At 25.0% G+C, this 20476-nt stretch carries 3 protein-coding genes; all 3 read left to right on the top strand.

Translation table 4 applies throughout. From position 1 onward, the window contains the following. Positions 1-370: 370 nt before the first annotated feature. The 3 genes from EXC65_RS02195 (at position 371) to EXC65_RS02185 (ending at position 20364) form a co-directional block, all read left to right on the top strand. The gene (locus EXC65_RS02195) at positions 371-793 is read left to right on the top strand and encodes a PTS sugar transporter subunit IIA (RefSeq protein WP_129719859.1); all 423 of its coding nucleotides are present in this window, start codon (positions 371-373) and stop codon (positions 791-793) included. Positions 794-1032: 239 nt separating this feature from the next. Continuing rightward, positions 1033-11142: a hypothetical protein gene (locus EXC65_RS02190; RefSeq protein WP_129719858.1), complete on the top strand. Its 10110-nt coding sequence runs from the start codon at positions 1033-1035 to the stop codon at positions 11140-11142. 339 nt (positions 11143-11481) lie between these two features. Beyond that, the gene (locus tag EXC65_RS02185) at positions 11482-20364 is read left to right on the top strand and encodes a hypothetical protein (RefSeq protein ID WP_129719857.1); all 8883 of its coding nucleotides are present in this window, start codon (positions 11482-11484) and stop codon (positions 20362-20364) included. Positions 20365-20476 lie beyond the last annotated feature (112 nt).

Here is a 20476-nt window from a genome sequence, read left to right as displayed (position 1 = left end):
AAGGTTTTTAATAAAAAAACATAATAAAAATATAATACATAGTATTATAACTTCTAAAAAAAATCATTTTTATTAAGGTTTTTAATAAAAACAAATACCTTTTATTAAACTTTTAATAAAAAAAAATGATAAAACAATAACATTATATGTTATTGAATTTTATTTTTTTACCTTCCGTTTAGGAAGTTATGTAACAGGTCTTATCCTGCTTCAAAGCAACGCGCGCACGCGCGAGAAAATGCCGTTTTTAATAAAAACTAGGAAAATTGAAAAAAATGTTATAATTTAGCTAACGGGGTGATTACTAAAAAAACATTACCACCAACCATTGAACACTACCAAAATTTTTTAATGATTTGTGAGATAAAAAATGAAATTAACTAAAAATAATATTTTTTTAAACCAAAATTTGAAAAATAAAAATGAAATTTTTGAACATATTTTTAATTATTTTTTTAAAAAAGGCTCAGTTACAAAAGATTTTTTAATTTCAATGATAAAAAGAGATGTTGAATCATCGGTGGCTATAGGAAATTATTTATTTTTGCCACATGCTAATTTTGATGGTAAAAATTCAGTTTTAAAAAATGATATTGTTTTTTTGCACCTAAAAAAAACAATAATAATTGATGATCAAAAAATAAAATTTGTTGTTGGTTTGGCTTGTTATGATGCAAAACACATAGAAGCATTACAAAAAATTGCAATAGCTTTTTCAAACATTGAAAAAATTGAAAAATTGGTAAATAAATTATTTATTAATTACGAAGATATTTTAAAAATTTTAAATTAAAAAAGTTTATTTAATCTTTCTACTTAAATACAAAAAAGGTAAAATTTTTTTTCACTTTAATGTAAAAAAATAAATTTTTACCTTTTTTTACATAATAAGTTGTTTCATAAAAAAAAAAAAAGTTATAATATCTTTATTAATGTATAATATATTAATTTTATATTTAAAACAAAATTGCATTACAAATTATGTAAGCGATAAATTGTTTAAAAAAACTTAAAATGAGGTTATTTTAATTTATGGATAATAATTTTAACAATAAAATGAGTAATGAAGAGAAAAAAAATAAGAAGAAAAGACTTATTGCATTGCTCGCATTCTTAACTAGTGCTATCGGAGTAGCGGGAGCGAGTGTTCCACTTTTTCTTGAAAGATTTAATTATCATAGTTTACCTGATGAAATTAAACCAAAAGTTAAAGTTGTATACGACCATGACAATAAAGGAACTTTAGAACTTGAGCTTACGCCTGAGCTAGCTGGTAAAAAAGTTACAGCACTTTTTGAAGATGAACATGGTAGAGCTCATCTTATCAAAGACTTAGTTGTTGGATCAGATGGTAAAGTTTCTATTGATACATCTAGTTTACCTCAAGGTAGCAGGTATACATTTAAACAACTCCATTCTGACACTAAATCAGGTTCAAAACCATTATTAAATTTAAGTGATGTTTTACCAAAAAACAAAACAATTGACAAAACCCATTTTTATGACAAAAATGGGGATTTAGTTTTTCAAAAGAATTTTGGTAAATCACAAGCCGGCAAAAAAGTAAAAGTTGCCATTAAAAATCATGATGGTGGTGGAAATGGAACAACTAAAGTTTTAGAAGTTACATTAGATGAAAATGGTATTGCTAAATTTAAGCCAAGTGATATTGATGAATTTAAAAATAATCCAAACGGTAAATATTCAATTGAAAAATTCATGGATGAAGATGATAATGAAATTTCAAAAGAAATTGCAACAAATGCTACAAATCAAAATTTAGCATATGGAAAAATGCCAATTTTGGTTGATAAGAAAAATAAATATGATTTAAGTAAATGACGTTTACCACAAGAAACACCATACAACTCTAAAACAAAAGTGTTAGTTTCTTATGTTAATGAAAAAGGTGAACATAAAGTTGCAGAAATCCCTGTTATTTCAGAAGATGGTTCTTTAAATGGAATGTTAAATCAAGATGCAATTAAAAACTCAATTCCTAAAAATGCTGCAATTGATTTCGACAACATTAAGCTTAAAGATGAAAATGGTCAAACAACACCACTTCGTCCTATTTCTGATGATCAATATCAACATGACAATCATTTAAATAAAGATAATTTAAAACTTTATGTTGGTAATCCAAACAGTAGAAAAGGTGAAATAGCAAAACCTGTTGAATTTACTTATAAAACTGTTGATAAAAATGGTGTTGAAAAGAAAATTAGTATTACTAAAAAACCTAATGAAGACGGTTATGTAGATTTACCAACTGCAAATGATTTAATTGAAAAAGGTGGAAAGGGTTATGTTTGAGAACTTGAAGATGTAACAACAGCTTCTACACCTAAGAAAAATTTATATGATCCTAAAGATATAGATAAAATATCTACGCTAGATTTAGTAAATCATGCAATTGATGATGAAGCTGTTCTTTCAGTTCCTGTTGGTCCAAATGAAAAAGAAAATCAGCAATTTGAAGCTATTTTTGAAGATGAAAGTGGAAATACTTACCCTGTAAAAGGCAATGCTAAAAATGGTGTTGTAGATTTTGTATTACCTGAAACAAAAGATGGTGCAAAACCAAAACTTAAAACTATTAACAAAATTAATGATAATCAAGATAGAGAAGATGTAACCAAAGATTTAGTTGGTGATTTAAAAGAAAAAAATAATCCATATAATAAAAAACTTGAGAAAAATAATAACAAATATGTAACACCTTCTTTAACAGAAGATCCTATTACTAAGAGTCTTAGTATTGAATATCCTTTAGGAAAAGAAAATGCAAATAAAGATGTAACTTTGATTGCTAAAGATAATAAAGGTAATCTTATTAAAATTAAAGGGAAAACTGACCAAAATGGTATTTTCAATGCTGAAAATGATGACATTAGAGGTCTAGATTTAACTCTTGAAAAATTTGTTGATACAAATGATGAAAATAATGTAATTGTTGATTTAACACAATCACCTGATAAAGTAAAAAATCTTAATGCTTCAACTGGTGGAAGCGAAGATGGTGAAAAAGAATTAATATTTGATGTTTCACCAAATACTGATCCAAATACATCAGAAGCAACTGGAAATGATAATCCAAATAAAAAACCAAAAGCTATCATCATTAATGAAAAAACAGGAGAAATTCGTGAAGTTGATCTTGTTCCTGAAAATAATATTCATTCTAAAAATCCAGATAAACCAATTTGAAAATTACCACTTAGTGAATTAAAAGATGGTGAAAAAGTTGATAAAGTTATTGATAAAAATAACAGTGATGAAATTTTAATTTCTAATGCTAATATTCCTGAAGAACAAAAATATAAGCATAAAACTCCAACAGTTAAACAAGAATTAACAGATGATAGACAAACTAATGACATTGTTATTAGTGATTTACCTAATACTTTAAAACCTGGTGATTTTGTAATTGTAGAACTAGAAGGTGTTGATTCTGAAGGAAATCCAATTAAAATTTCAGTTCCTGCCAAAGTTAATGACAATAATGAAATTGTTGTTGATGCAAATGATTTACCAAAAGATTCAAAGTTAGAAGTAAAAAACATTTATCAAAATAAAAGTCCTGGAAAAGGAAAAAATGATATTTCAAATGGTGATAAAGGTTACAAATTAGTTGATGTGCCAAATGCGCTTGACAAAGATAAAAATGTTACTATTGATGCAAAACACGTGCATAAAATTAGTGCACTTAAACCTTTAATTGTTTTTGAAAATGACAATTTTAATGATATTAAAATTAAAATTCAATTAGAAGATTTAAGTGATTTAATAAAAGAAAATAGTCAAAAACCTATTGTTACAATAGTAAATCAAAATAATAAAAAAATTACTTTTGAAGGTAGAAAAATTAATTATCTTTTTGAAAATGGCAAAAAATATATTATTTTTAACCCAACTGTAGAAAATCAAAACTTTTCTTTAAATGATACATATACTGTAAGTAAAATCGAATATCGTGATGGTGCTTTTGACCCTGAATTTGATCAAACAATTGGGCACAATTGAACTAATGTTATTTATGATAAAAGTTTAGAAAAACCATTGGAATTATTAGAAGATTATAGTCATATTTTAAAAGTTGTTGCTATTAACAAAGATAAAAGTACAAAAATTGAAAAAAATTCAAATGATAAATATGAGCAAATTACAATTAGTGTTGATTTAGAAACTAATTTAACCCCACAACAATTAAATGAAAATAATTTTGTTTTAGTTTATAGAAATAAATCTAATTCAAAAGATATTGTATACAACATTAATAAAGCTCCTTCTATTGTTGCAACAGGCGACAATAAATTTAAAGCAACATTTGTTTTAGAATTTCCACAATCTAATAGAGAATATGAACTAGTTGGTTTAAAAATTGGAGATACAAAACATTCTATTGAAAATTTTGATCCAGATAATTTAAATAGTAAAAATTATCAAAATCTTTATTTAGAAAATGATAATAATATTAAAACATCTTTAATAACAGAAAAGGGTGAAACAAAAGTTGAAACATTAAAAATAACACCTACAGACGTAGATACACTTGATGTTGAATTAAAATTAACTTCAGATGATGCTTTCTTTGAGAAAAATCAAGAATTTGTTGTTAAATATGATGAAATAGATGAAAATGGTAATGTTATTCCAGGGACAAGTAAAACCATCACCGTTAGTCCTAGATCTGTTAAACATTCAGTTAATAACTTAGATCAACAACATAAAGAAGCAGAATTTAAATTTGAAATTCCAGATTTAAAAGAAAATACAAAATATAAAATTAGTAATATTGAACTTTCAAATTCAAATCAAGTTGATTCATGATATGAAAATCCATTAGTTGATCAAAAAGATTTTGAAATTTCAGCAGAAATTAATCCAACGCTACAAGAAACAACACTTGATAGTACAGCACAAATTACTTCAATCAAACCAATGAATACTACAAGCGAAAATGTTGAAATAGAATATGATAAGCTTGTAGATGCATTTGTTAGTTTAAAATTTGAAAATATTCTCAAAAAATGAAAAGAACAAAAAATTGTTTTAGAATTTAAATCAAAACATTTTGATGAAGTTGTGCATTTTAGTCAAGTTATTACATCAACACAAGATAACAAAATTGCAGTACCTTTCCAACTAGATAGTAGTGTTTTACATGCTAATCGTGAATATGAACTTACAAATATTTATGCAATTGACGCTACAAAAAATGTAGTGAATTTTGATGCAACTAATAGTGATTTAAATCCAATTCAATATATGAAATTTGTAGGTGAAAGACCTAATGATTTTGTTTTAAGTTTTAAAACTAAAGCACACTTTAACAACATTAGAGTTTCATCACTAGAACAACAACAAGTAACAAGTATTTTTGATTCTAAACTTAGAATAAATATTGCTGATATAGATGATGTTTTAGTTGAAAATCAAGATCAACTAGAAGTAGTTTATAAACTTAAAGACTTACAAAATCCTGAAACTAGAACTTTAAATCTTCAAAAAGATAGTAATGGTAAATATATTGAATTAGAAATTAATAATTTAATTACTTTAAATCAAAATAATGAAATTGTCAGTGTAAAACTTAAACAAAAACCAACAAAAGCTATTTTTGATTTATGAAAAGATAAAGAATTAAATATTTCAGAAGAAGATAAAATCTTTAAAAATGAAATTAAAATTGACTTCGTTGGAGTAATTGATCCTCAAGATGCAACAGTTGATTCAACAACTAATAAAATTAGTGCACAAGTCGAATTGCCAATTTTTGTAAGTAGTCATATCAATAAAAATACACTTAATTTTAAAGCAAAATACACACAAAATACACAAAGTTATAATAGAGATGAAAATTCAAGAGAAATTTTCTCTAATGGAGATGTAAAAATTGTCGATGATAAAATTACTCTTGATTTCAGTGATCTTGTTTCTAATAGACTTTACAATAATTTTGAATTATATGTAAATGATTCAGCATTTAATCAAGAAACTCCAGCAACTAAAAACAGTATCAAACAACAATTAGTTAGTGATTTAAGTGTTGCACCTCGTGAAACCAAAGTAATAGAATTAACTAATGCAAATTCAAGAATTATTAATAACAACAAAAAACTTAAACTTAAATATGAAATTCAATCAGAAGATGAAATTCTTAATGAAAATATAAATGTAAACTTAGTATTAACACCATTAGGTAACTTTAATTATAAATTTATTCAAAATTCATTAATTAAAAAAGAAAATGATAAATATGTTGTTGAGTTTGACTTTGATATTGTTGCTAACGTAGTTAAAAGCAATAAAATAAATAGATTTGTTGCAGGTAGAACTTATGAAGATGGTGTAGTTGAAGAAGAATTACAATACAGTGTTGAATTAAAATTTAACTCTAAATTACCTTGAGCAAATACAAACATTAATGTTAAAGACAAAAATGATCAATTTATAAGTTCAAATAGAGACAATATTTTAATTAATGCACAAACCAAGAGTTATGATGCTCAAAATCCAGATTTTGAAAAAAATGTTGGTTTACCAAGAGAAGCATTAACTTTTGCACCTAATTTAATATTCCAACAACATTCAAATAAACCAAATGAAATTGTTTATACAAAAAATTCTTCAACTAATATTTCACTTGAAGTTAGTTCAAATATTACAAAACAAATTAGAAATCAAGAGCTAAGACTTGTCTTTAGTTACATTGCTAGTGATGGCTCAGAACAAGAAATTGCAACTAATTTTGTAAAAGTTGATCCAAATAACATTATTGATATAAGTCAACCTAATAAAAAATTAATTAAATTTATTGAAAATTCTTCTGCTAACAAGATTAATTGAAAAGCAAACCGTGAATATACATTTAAACGTCTTGAAATTAAAACACCTACTTTAGTGGATGGTTATTCAGAATTAAAAAATGATCAAAATCAATCTTTCAACATTAGTGGACAATTCAAAATTAGTCAAAATGCAAGCGAAGAAAATGTTAAAGTTAAAAATGCAAGTTTCATTAAAGAAGAATCAACTATTGACAAAGCTATAATTAACATCACACTTCAAGATGTTGATGATGTTTTAAGAGTAGATACTTTAGATGATCAAGGTAATACAAAATCAAATCCTCATAAAGAAAAACTTGTTATTAAATTAGCTAAAAAAGCAGATGTTGCTGATAGTTCAAAATGAATAACAGTTGATAAAAATACTCAAGATGCTAATATTGAAATTAAAAAGCAAAATAAAGATAAAATTATTAGTTTTAGTCTTAATAATTTAAAAGTAAATAATGAATATGTAATTGTTTACTTAGGTTTTGAAGACAATAATGCAGCTTTAGATGGTCTACCATTTACAATCAATCAAAATTCAAACAAAGTATTTGACTATAATGATGAACAAAAAGATATTGCAATTAAGAATCAATTATTAAGAATATCTAATAACCCAACTTGAAATATTAATGATATTGATTTATCAATTGATTATAAATTAGAATCACAAATGTTTAAACTTGATGGTTCAAATTTTGTTGCACACTATACAGATATTTTAGGACAAAATTATTTTAGTAAAGTCGTTAGTGCACAAAATTTAGAAACTTTAAACATTGAATTAACAAACACAGAAAATACAAGAAATAATAACACTTACACACTAAAAAATGTATATGTCGCTTCTAATACAACAAAAGATGAATTTAATACAAAAACAACTGATACAGAAAAATTATCACATTTACAAAATAATTGAATTCCTTTAGTAAAAACAGTTATTACAAATGATCATGCTTCTGTTACTACTGAACCATCCGAAACAAAGGCAGTTGTAAAAGAAAAAAACAGTGATTACTTTACAGCAACACATGAAGGTGTAAAATTTGATCTTGCTATTACTACAAAAGATAAAATTTTAAAAGATAATCTTAAAGTTAAAGTTACATTTGCTATTAAAGAAGAAGATGCTATTAAATATAATATACCTGAAGGTTCAAAAGAATATGTTTTACAAAATCAAGCATTAACAAACATTGACCAAGATAAAAATAGTGCAGAAGTTGTTATTGACATTCAAAATGGTCTTATCGATGATGTTAATTATTATGTAAAAGAAGTTATTATTGAAGATTTTGATCTAAATACTCAAGGTGCAGCATTTAAATTCAACAAAAACAACATTATTGCACAAAATCAAAATGATATTTTTGATAAACCAGAAAATGAGAAAAAACCATGAGTATTCCATACTCTAGAGCAACCATTTAATATCATTAGTCTCAAAACAACCAAAAAAGAGTATAAAAAAGATGAAATTAATGATGCTAATAATATAACAGTTAAATTTGATGCCTTGCAGCAAAAATGAGTTGATCAAAAAATGGTCTTAATTTACAAATCAAAACATTTAAATGAAAAAGTTTATTATAGTCATGTTATAACTCAAGAAGACAAAAATAATAAAAATAGTATGTCCTTTAGACTTGAGAATTCTTTTGCTTTAAAACACAATCGTCAATATGAATTAGTGGATATCAAATTTGGCCCAAAAACAAGTGATATTGCAACAATTGATGATACAAATGTTTGAAGTTCGCTTGACAATACAAAAGTTCCTAAAAATGATGATAACACAAATGGAAATGACATTACAGTTGATTTCAAAGTTAAACCTTCAGCTAATGTTGAAGCAACATCATTTATTGAAAAAGCTCCTGATTCTGTAACTAAATCTAAGTTATATTTTGCAATTAGTGATTCAGATGGAGTTTTAAGTGCTAATGCTAATGATAAAGTTAGAATCACTTACAAACTAAAAAATTCACAAAACCCTTCAATACAAACTCAATATTTACCATTGCAAAAAGATGCAAATGGTGCTTTTAGTGTTGAATTTGATCTTGATAATATTGAATTAAATAGTGAATATGTAATTGAAAAAATTGAATTTGAAAATTTACCAATTAATGCTATTTACAATATCAACACTGAATCAGATGATAATACTGTTAAAAATACATCTAATAAAGATAACTTTAAAAACAAATTTGAAATAACAGAAACAGAAGTTGATCCAACTATTGAAAACATTAAAACGGCTAAAGTTATATTCAATCTTGATATAAGTCAACATTTAGATCATTTAAAAAATAATTTAGAATTTATAGCTCAAATTAAGCAAAACACAGCTTCAAATAATAGAAATGCAAATGATATTATTTGAAGTGAAGTTGCAACTTTAAATAATAATCAAATTACATTAATATTTAATAATAATTTAGTTTCAAATAGAAAATATAGTGACTTTAAATTTTATGTAAAAGATAATAATACAAATATTATTATTCCAAACAATGATAAAACAGATGGAAGTCATAAAGTTAATGACTTTGAAGTTGCACCACAAGTTACTGAGGTTATAATTGAAAATAAAGTTATTACAGAAGATAAAGTTCAAATTACTTTCAAAATTACATCACCAGATGAAATTTTAGAAGCAAATCAAGTATTAGAATTATTATTTACAAATGATGATAGTTCAAAAACATATAAATTCAAAAAAGAAGCAACAATTACAATGGATGTAAATGATTCAAATGTTGCTCGTGCAACTTTTGAATTAGAAGTAGATGTTTTCGATGATACTTGATTAAATCAGCAAAATTCAATTAGTGACAAAATTGAAGAAAATTTTTCTTACCACTTTGATCTTAAATTCGTTAACAAGCCATCAAGAGCAAATACAAATATCAAACTCGAAAGCTTAGATAGTATAAACAACACAGAAAATCACTTAGTTAAAGAAAATGCAAATAGTGTTGATAGAGCTATTGTTGTACCACCTATTTCTATTGTTTTTGAAAATAACTTTAAATTTAAAATGGATGGTAATGAAATTAGCGAATATGATCCAAATAATAAAAATGCAAATCAATTTACTATTGAATGAAAATTTGATAAATATGTAACTAATGCAATAAGAGATAAATTTGTTTCTATGACCTTCTGTTCAAATGATGGCATTTGCTTTAGCACAGAAAAAGTACAATTAGAAAATAATTTAAATAATAAAGCTACTAAAAAAGTTGCTTTAACATTTAATATTTCAGATGCTGAATTTGCTAAAATTAAAGCAAATCGTCAATATAATTTTAAAAATATTAATATTTTTGATAATGCAAATGCAAACTCACAAGTTTGACAAGATTCACAAAATACACAAATTCAAGGGAATGTAAAAGTTTTACCTTCACAAAATGTAGAAATTAGTTCATCAGCATTTGATCAAGCTAATACAACTGTTGAGAAAACAACAATAGTAATTCAATATAGTGATGCAGATGATATTATTAGTGAAAATGATGTAAATGATTTAGTTCTTACTTATCATGAAGAAGCTTCAAATAATGATATTGAAATTAGACATAATGAAAATGGTCGTAATGTTACTATTAATCCGAAAACTAAGACAATTACTGTTGAAATACCAAGTTTAAGGTTGGATAAAAAATATTTATTTAAATCAATTAAATTTAATAATAATGTAGCTAATGCTGCTTATGGCTTAGTTAAAGATAATAATACAAATAATTGAGATAAAAATGAATTATTATCTAATGAAAAATTAATTGAAAACAATGATCTTAAATTAGTATTTAACAATACATATCAAGGTTATAAAGGATCAGATGAAACCAATCCATTAACTACAAAAGATATTACAAAAGTATTTAAATTAGAAAATAATAAAATTACTATTAATAACAAAACTAAGATTAAAGCACACTTTAGTGATATATCAAATAAAAATTATTTAGTTGATGTTGAATATGATGATAACGCAAAAACACTTACAGTTCAAAATATTGATGCTTCAGAAATACGTCACAACAATAAATATAAATTAGAAGCAATTTTCTTTGCTACAGAGCCAGAAATTAATGCAATTAATCGTGATGATATTGCTAATACAACTGCAAATATCGCTAAAATTGATATTCAAGATATTATTAATAATCAAGCAAATGAAGTTGTAATTAATTATTCATCCACAACTTACAATACACTAAAAACTGATGGAACTAAAAATATTAAAGCAACACATGAAAGTGTTGAAATAAACTTAGATATTTAATCACAAGATGATATTTTTGGCGATGACTTTAAAGCTATTGTAATTATTGCTGAAAAAAATGATCAAAGTGTAACTCATGAGTCACAAGAAGTATTATTAACAAGAGAGAGTGTATCAAAACTTAAAGCAACATTTAACATTGCTGGTCTTAAAGATGATTTTGATTATATTATTAAAGAAGTTAAATTTAGTCACTTTGGTAATATTGATGCACAAGCATCAGTAAATAACAAAGCGCCAAATACTGTTTATAGTTTTAACAACAATAACATTATTAATAATAAAAATAATCAAGATGCAATTAGTTTCCAAACACTTGGAAAAGATTATGACATCAAAGTGTTTAATGTTATTGATACAAACAACACTAGCCAAACATTATTAGAACAAAATAATTTAGAAAACAATAAAATTAAAATCAACATTGACTTTATAAGAAATGCTTGAAGAAATAAAAAGTTTGTAACAAGTTTTAAAGATAAAAAACGTAATGAATTTATTTATTATGAACTTTCTATTGATGCAAATACTACAGCAGGTGATCTTGAATTAACATTAAATCAACAAATGGGCAACATAAAAAATAACCGTGAATATGAATATCAAGGGTTAATTTTAGTTGATGCAAATATTCAAGATTATGCAACTGAATTTAATAAATTAAAAGTAGCTAACTATGATGCAAGCACAGATAGAAATAATATTGGTCATAATTCAACAACACCAATTAATTCAAACAATAATAATCAAACAGAAGCTCGAAGTTATACAACAATTTTCAAAACTAAAGCACAAGATAATGCAATTAAATTCCATAATTTAGAAGAAAAAGCAGTTAATAATTTATCAAGTTCTAAATTAAAAATTGATATTGAAGATCTTGATGATATTTTAACAACAACAGATGCAGTAGAAATTTCGCTAAGTGCACAAAATGTTCAAAGTTTTATTACTTCTACAAATGTTAAAGAAAATCAAGGTAAAAAATATCTTGAATTTGAAATAAATAATATTAATTTAAATACAGAATACATAATTAATTACATTAAATTTAGTCAAAAAACACCTTCTATGTCAGCTCTTGAGTTAACAAGTGCTAATAACTTTAGTTTATTAAATAATCAAGATAGTACATTTGAATTAATTGGAGACAAAAATTTTGAAAATAAAGTCAAATTAATTCAAAGCGCTCCTGATTCTTATGAAGTTGCATTAAATAATTCAGATAATTCAACTGGTACATTAAATTTAGCTTTTGAAATCAGTGATCATTTACCAAAAGATATTACTTTAAAAACTCAATTTAATCAAGCTAGTGAATCAAACAAAAGATCTGCAAATGCAACAGTAGAATCTACAAGTCAAACAATCAATTCTAGTGCTAATAATAACACAAATGCAGCATTAACATTTAGTGACTTATCACTAAATAGATTGTATAATACACCAAAAATTTATGTAAAATCAGCTAACGATACAAACCAAATTGAATTAGTAACAGAAAATAGTAAAATTAAACAATTTATTACTGAAGCTGGTTTTTCAAAGGCAAAACAAATTGAATTAATAGATGGATTTGAAGGTGAAGTTAAATTTAAATATGAAATCGAAACAGAAGACGGTTATTTATTAGATTCTAATAACGACACTGTAACATTAATATTAACACCAACAGATACAAATAAAACTTTCAGTTTTAGTAAAGATACAGTTATTACTAAAGAAACTGATGGTAAGTTTTATGTTGAATACAGCTTTGAAAATGTTAAAGATACAAACCAATTTAACGGGCTCCAAACTAATGCGACCCAAATCATTGAATCTCTTGAATATAACATTGTTTTACAATTAAAAGATAAAAATAAACCTAATAGAACTAATGATAACATTAAAGTTAAATTAAATGCTAGCGGTCTTTTTTCAAGAGATAATGTTTTAATTAATCATTTAACACATCACGAAATTGCAGATAATGTTGCAAAAACAATTAACGTAAAACAAAGTTCAATTGAATTTGATTCAACATTTACAATTGAAGGAACAAATGATAACATTGTTGAAAACCTTGACAATGATGTTGTTATTGTTTGAAAATTTAAACCAAATATAACTAAAAAAATTAAAAATCATAAAATTAAATTTATATTTAACTACTTTTCAACTCCAAATAAAAATAAAAAAGATAACTTAGAAACACAAGAAGTTGTTTTAGATTTAGCTCAAAGTCAAGTTTCTTATGATGCAAATGAAGATAAAACAACAGTTAAATTTACTATACCTAAAGATTCATTAAAACACAATCGTGTTTATACTTTGACAAAATTACAAAAATCAATAGATAGTAAAAGATGATCAGATTGACAAGATAATTACAACACAACTGTTGAAGGAGAATTCAAAATCAAACCTTCAGCTCCAATTAGTTTGGATGAAGCAAATATTCAAGTTCGTTCAGCAACTCAAGGAGATCAAGTAAATGTTGAACAGATTACACTTACTATTAATGATCCAGATAATGTACTAGATTCAAAAGATGCAAATAATATTGTAATAGAAGTTAAAGAAGCTAACGGCTCAACAGCAAAATTTACTAAAGCAAAAACTTTTACTACAACAACAGATGGTAAAAAACAATTTACATTTACTATTCAAAATGCTAAATTTGATCAAACATATAAATTAACCAAATTAGAGCTCAATAAAAAAGGTAAAATAGCAGCTTTTGATATTGATCAAACAAATCAAACTAATAAATTAACATCAAAAGAATTTGATTTATCAACTAAAAAATTAAGTGTCCAAGAAATCGAGTCACTTGATAATGTTCCAAATAAAAGAAAACTTAAATTTAAATATAAAATTGAGGGAATCAACCCTTCAGAATTTAATGATGTAAAATTTGTAGCTCACTTTAAAAATCCTGAAGATGAGGATATTTTTATCAATGCAAATTATGATACAACAACAGGGGAATTAACATTAGAAGATCCTCGTGTTCAATTAGCATTAGAAGGTAATACACAACATAGACTTATTGATATTTTATATAGAAATGATTCAAATTTTAACAGAGATAGTGCTAAAAATAAATTATCAACTGCAAGAAGACTTAATCTTGATGGTCTTACAACAAAAGAGATTACAACATCTGTTAGTGAAATATATGTAAGAGACATTAGAGGTGATGTACCTTTCAAATGATATGAGTATAAAATAGATCTTTATATTGAAGATGAAGATGGTCTTTTATTAAAACATTTAAAAGATATTCATGTTCAATGAAAATTGCAAAATGAAGATATTAGTAGAGCTAAACATGCTGAAACAACATTTGATCCAAATGTTATAAATGGTTATACGCATTCAAAAAATGGGCAAACATATACATATAACAATATTTATAAAGTAAGTATTAAAATTGAAAAACCTCCATTTGAAAAGAAAATAGAAACTCCAAATATTGATTTTGGAAAAATATTAAGAGCTCTTAATAATAAACAACACATTGCTTTAAGAGGTAGTGATGGGACTGATTTAGGCTTTACTTTAAATTATAAATTCGCAGTTGAAAATAAAGGAAATGATCATGATGCTTTAAAAGATAATGGTCCAAAATTTGATGTAAATTATGAACAAGTTAAAAACATTAAAGAAGACGAGTTTTTTGAACAAATTCGTTATACTCAAACATTTGGTTCCAATGATAGAGATGATAATGAAAAAATTAAAATAAAATCAGAAAAAGATAGTAATGTTTTTACAAAAGCTACTTCAGGTCTTTCTCCTTATAAAGTTTTCAAAAAATGAAAATATGAAAATCTTGTACCTAATAGAAAATATACAGATTTTGAATTTTTCATTTCACAAAATGAAGATGGAACTGGTCATACTAAAAAAATAGATTATGCTTATACAAGAAATGCATTAAAAGAATTTACAACAAAAGCTTCTGAAACTAAAGCTGAATTAACAACATCACAAAGTGATAGTAATACTTTGAGACTTGAATATAGAATCACTTCAGGTGATCAATTGTGAGTTCCACTTTCCAAAAGTACAGATGCTAATAAACCATCATTTAAAATTAAATTAACACCAAAAAATAGATTACTCAAAAATAAAGATTATTACTTCACCAAAGAAGCAATAATTGAAGCAAGTAATATTGATTCAAGTGATAAAAATGTTTATAACCTTACTTTTGATTTTGATATTCATTCATATAATTCAAGTTGAAGTGGCGAAGTTACTAATGGAGCTCTTGAAGATGGTGTTGAATATGATGTAGAATTAATTCTTAACACAGATTTAACAAATAAAGTTGCTCATGATCTTAATATTACAAGTTATAGTCAAAATGCAGACAAAAAAAATAGGCCAATTTTATGAAAAGAAGATATACATACTAATAAAAAAGAATATAGTTTTGAAAATATAGAAATTTCATCTCCAGGTAACACTGATGTTTCAGATGCATCTGAACAAAATAGTCGTATTTATCATTTCCAAGATAGAGATAATGATGATATTACAATTAAAATTTCATTAGATCATTTAGCAAAAGAAATTCATAACAAAAAATTCAAACTTAAATTTATTGATAAAGAAAACAATGAAATATTTACTGAGATAACAACTTTTGACTATAGTTCAGAAAAACCAGAAATTGTATTTAAATTTTCAGATGCAGTAAAAAATAGTTTAAAACTTAATCGTTCATATACTTTTGCTGATATTTTGGATGATACAGGGCAACCAGCAAAAGATTCATATAAAAATAAAGAATTAACGAAACTAAAATCAAAACTTAGTTTCTATTTTGAACCAAAAGAGTCTGCTTCATGAGCTAACCCAGCGTTCGTTAAAGATCAAACTAATTTAAATAAATCAACTATTTATATTGAATTAAATGATCCACATAATTCCGTAGTTTCTGCTGATTTTAATAATAATAATGCTCAAGTTACTTATGAAAAAATTAATGAAAGTTCTGAAGAAACAGTAGCTGCAACATGAGAAAACAATAAAATTAAAATTACAATTCAAGATTTATTACTTGATGAACAAATTAAAATTAAAGAAATAAAATTTTTAAATAAACCTAAATTGGCAGTAAAAAATATTAATATTGATAGTAATGATAATGTTCTAAAAGGGACAGAAGCTGATGCAGCCAACACAAAACTTGATATCACTAATGTTACTAAAAATACTAGTGATATAAACAATATTACTTTAACATATACACTAGATAATGACCACTTTAATCCGCAAAGTTTATATTTTATTGCTGAATATGAAAATCTTGATGGTGAAACTGTATTTTCTAGAGTTGCTACAATTAATAATAATCAATTAACTGCAACTTTTGATAAACGAAATCTTAGACATAATGATAGATTGACATTAGTTAACATTTGAGTTGGTGATCAAAGCAAACTTAATGCTAAAGCAGCTAATAATTCTAGCGATGAATTTGCTAAATTAAACTTAGATACATTAAATGACAAAACATTTGAGATTCATTCTAAAGCAACTAGTGTAACACTTGCAGAAGCAATGATTAATAATGTTGAAACAGATAATGCAACTATTAAATTAAATTTAATTTCTGAAGATGGATTTTTTGAAAAAGTTCTAAGTAGTAATAATAGTCCAAAACTTAAATTAATAATTCAAAATAAAGCAAATGAAAATGAAATTCATGAAGTTGAAGCAGAATTAAACAGCATTGATAAAAATAGCGCTTCAATAGAATTTAGTTTTGATAATTTAGAAGATGGAACAACTTATTCTATTAAATCATTAGAATATACATTTGATGATAATGAATTTGATAATTTGAAAATTATTGAAAAACCTGAAGTGACAATGCCAATTAAAGGTCTTGGAAACCAAGGGACTTTTGAAGAATTTAGAACTAAAGATCTTCCATATGGAATTGAAAAATTCTATTTAGAAGTAAATGGCACAAAAGCTACAGAAGTAGAGAATACTAAAACACAAGATGATTTACAGTTAAATGTGGAACTTAGTGGTATTAGAAGCGCTTTTGTAAACAAAGACATTATTGCAACATTTAGATACTATGATGAAAATAGAATTGAAAAAGAAATCACATTCAAAACACGTATTAATGATAAAAATACTACAGCTTTAAAACTTGCATTTGCTACAGGTGAATTAAAACGCAATCGTGAATACAAATTTAAATCTTTAGTGTTAAATAATAATTTTGATGTTGGTGCAAGTTCTACAAATAGTGATGACATAGAACAATCTATTGGTGGTGGTGAACTTGAAAATACTTTCAAAACCAAACCAAGTCAAGATGCTATAATTGATATTAAAAGTATGGACTTTAAAAAGAACATTACATTAACTAAACCAGAAGTTGAAATTGAAATAGAAGATTTAGATGATGCTTATTGATTTAATAATCTTGAAAGCAAAAATCATTTTAAAGTATTATTAGCTCTCAAAAATGATAATGACAAAAATAGTATTACTACTAGAGTTACTAAAGTAGAAAAATTAGAAGATCACAAACTAAAAATAACTTTAGAATTTGATAATGGTAAAGTTAATAAAGACTATGTTCTTAAATATTTAGGTTTTGATACATCTTCAAATTATATTTATAATGGTGCTTTTGCATTTAAAAATGATGCAATTTTTGGAGAAAAAGACAATTACAACATTCAACCACAAGATGAAAAACAAATGTCTATCACATTAGCATTAAATGATGCAAATAATAATACCAACAGTGTTTCATTCAAATTAGAACTAAAAGATGATGATACAAATACTTTCAAAATAGAAAAATTAGGATTATCATCTAATGTCCTTGATTTAGAGCGTAGTGATCTTGGTTTATTCTTTATAATTCCTGAATTAAAAAATACTTTATTAAGTGAAGAAATTAGTGCTCAAAATCCCGATATTAAACAATTTACTAAGAATATAAGTGAAGCAATGCCAATTTTAATTGAGAACTTTAAACAAAATAATGATAATTTATGAAATAAAAGAATTGAAATTAAAGACATTTATTTTGGAACTCAAAATGATGTTGAAGCAGCTAAAAACTCTAATAGTTATCATAATTTAGGAAGTGTTTCAATTGAAAATGTATTTTTCAACACAAGACATTCAGAAACTAAAATTAAAGATGTTTTAATAAATGATATTGTGAAATATAGAAATAAAATTGAAAATATTAAATTTACTTTAACATCTAAAGACTTTAAATTCAGTGATCTTTTAAATTCACAACCACCGTTACTTACTAAAAATAATTTAAAAATTGAATTAATAGAAGATAAAAGATCTTTAGCAACAACAATTACGGGTCGAGATATACAAATAACTAATCTTAATCCATTAAATAATGGTGACGTTGAAGTTACATTTAATGCTTTTCGTTTGGAAGACAGTCATAAATATAAATTTAGATCTATAACACTTAAAAATATAAATAATTCACAATTAAAAATTGTTACTAATATAAATGCTTCAAATAATATTAAATTAACAAATGATAGACTTGCAACAATAGAAAAGGCATACATAGAAGCACAAAACAAAAAACCAATAGTAGAACAAGCTTCAGATATGAAAATGCAATTAAAAATTGAAGTTCAAGATTCAAAAAACATTTTAAAAGATTCAGATGCTAAATTCATTGAAATTTCTTATAGGTTAAACAATTCACGAACAGTAATGAAAAAATATGCTTCTGGAATTATTGAAAATTCTAATAATATGAAACAATTAGTATTAGAACTTTCAAAAGATGAATATGAATTTGATAAAGTATATACAATTACTAAAATTGACTTTGTGGAACAACCAAATGAAAAGCCATCATGAGTAAAGGATTATTATTTAGATAAGTCAAGAAATAATGCTATTTATGCAAAAGGAAAATCAAAAAATGAATTTAATCTAAACTTTGGATTCGGTCTAGGATCTCTTAATTTTGAATATGCACCTGAAGGGGATAGTAGAACACAAAATGACAATCATATTTTAATTAATGCTGATCATAACAGAGATGGAATGAATGAGGATTTAACATTATTTAATATTTCTGATTTTGATATATATATAAAAATTGGAAATACTAGAAATGGTGTTGATAAAAATGGTAAACCAACAAATTGACAGTATTTAAAAAATAGTAGTCAAAAAACTACAATACGTAATAATTATGTATACAATTATGGTTTTGACAGATATGATGCAACTTTTACTAATAATAAAATTTATCTTGAAGCTATGTTTATGAAAAAAGGTGAGCGATTTGATGAAACAAAAGCCCGTCCTATTAGTGCAAAAAAAAAAGAATACGTTTTACCTTCATCAAGAATAAGAATTATGCATTCAAATTCAATAATTGATGGTCCTGGAAAAAGTGATTCTTCTCTACATATTAAATTTCAATTATGATCCACTGATGGTTTACTTGATGATGATTTAGCTTATGCAACTATAGAAGGTGATTTATATACAGATCAAAATACAAAAATTGGTGAAATCAGAGGACAAATTGACTCTTTAGCAAATAATAATAAAGAAGCAAGTGTGTCCATGTTTTATAGAAATCCTGCCTTAGGTGCAAAAACACTTAATCCAAATACCAAATATTATGTAAAAAATCTAAAAATGATTTATCCAAAAGAAACCCACAAAAATATGACCGGTGTTCAAACTATCATGGGGACAAATGATAAAACAGCCGAAAGCGTAGCAATTGATTTAAATAATAATACAGTCGCTGGTAATACAGATAATAGTTTAATCTTTAAAGAGTTTATTGTAAGTGGAAATTCATCTGGTAAGTTCTTAAGTGTATCTAGAGATGCTAAAGATGAATTAATTGCAAGAGTTAAAGTAGATAAAACAAAAATTACTAGCGACTTAGAAGGTAAACGAATCAAAGTTATTTACAGGTTAGTAAATAAATTTACTGGTGAAACTCTCAATAATGGAAAAATATTGAAAACTAGTTCCAAAGAAAAATTAAGTAAAAATATAGAAGAATACAGTTTACATGTAGAACATAATTTTGTTCTTGGGCAAATCTATAATTGAAGCCATTACATACTTGTTCCTGATAATCTGCTAATAATTGATTCTAGTAATAACCTCCTTTATAAACATAGTTTTCCTCAATTTGACATTAATAATAAAGATCAAATCCATTTAGGTTTTTAATAAGTTGATAAAAAAAGGAATAAATAATGAAAAAAATAACAATTTTAGCTTTTTTTAATTTAATAATAACAATTTTATTTATTGGTTCATTTAGTTTGTGGATTTTGGATTT

Source organism: Mesomycoplasma neurolyticum, from assembly GCF_900660485.1.
Taxonomy (GTDB): Bacteria; Bacillota_I; Bacilli_A; order Mycoplasmatales; family Metamycoplasmataceae; genus Mesomycoplasma_A; species Mesomycoplasma_A neurolyticum.
Note: the sequence above shows the minus strand (reverse complement) of the source record. Positions and strands in the feature narration are given on the sequence as shown.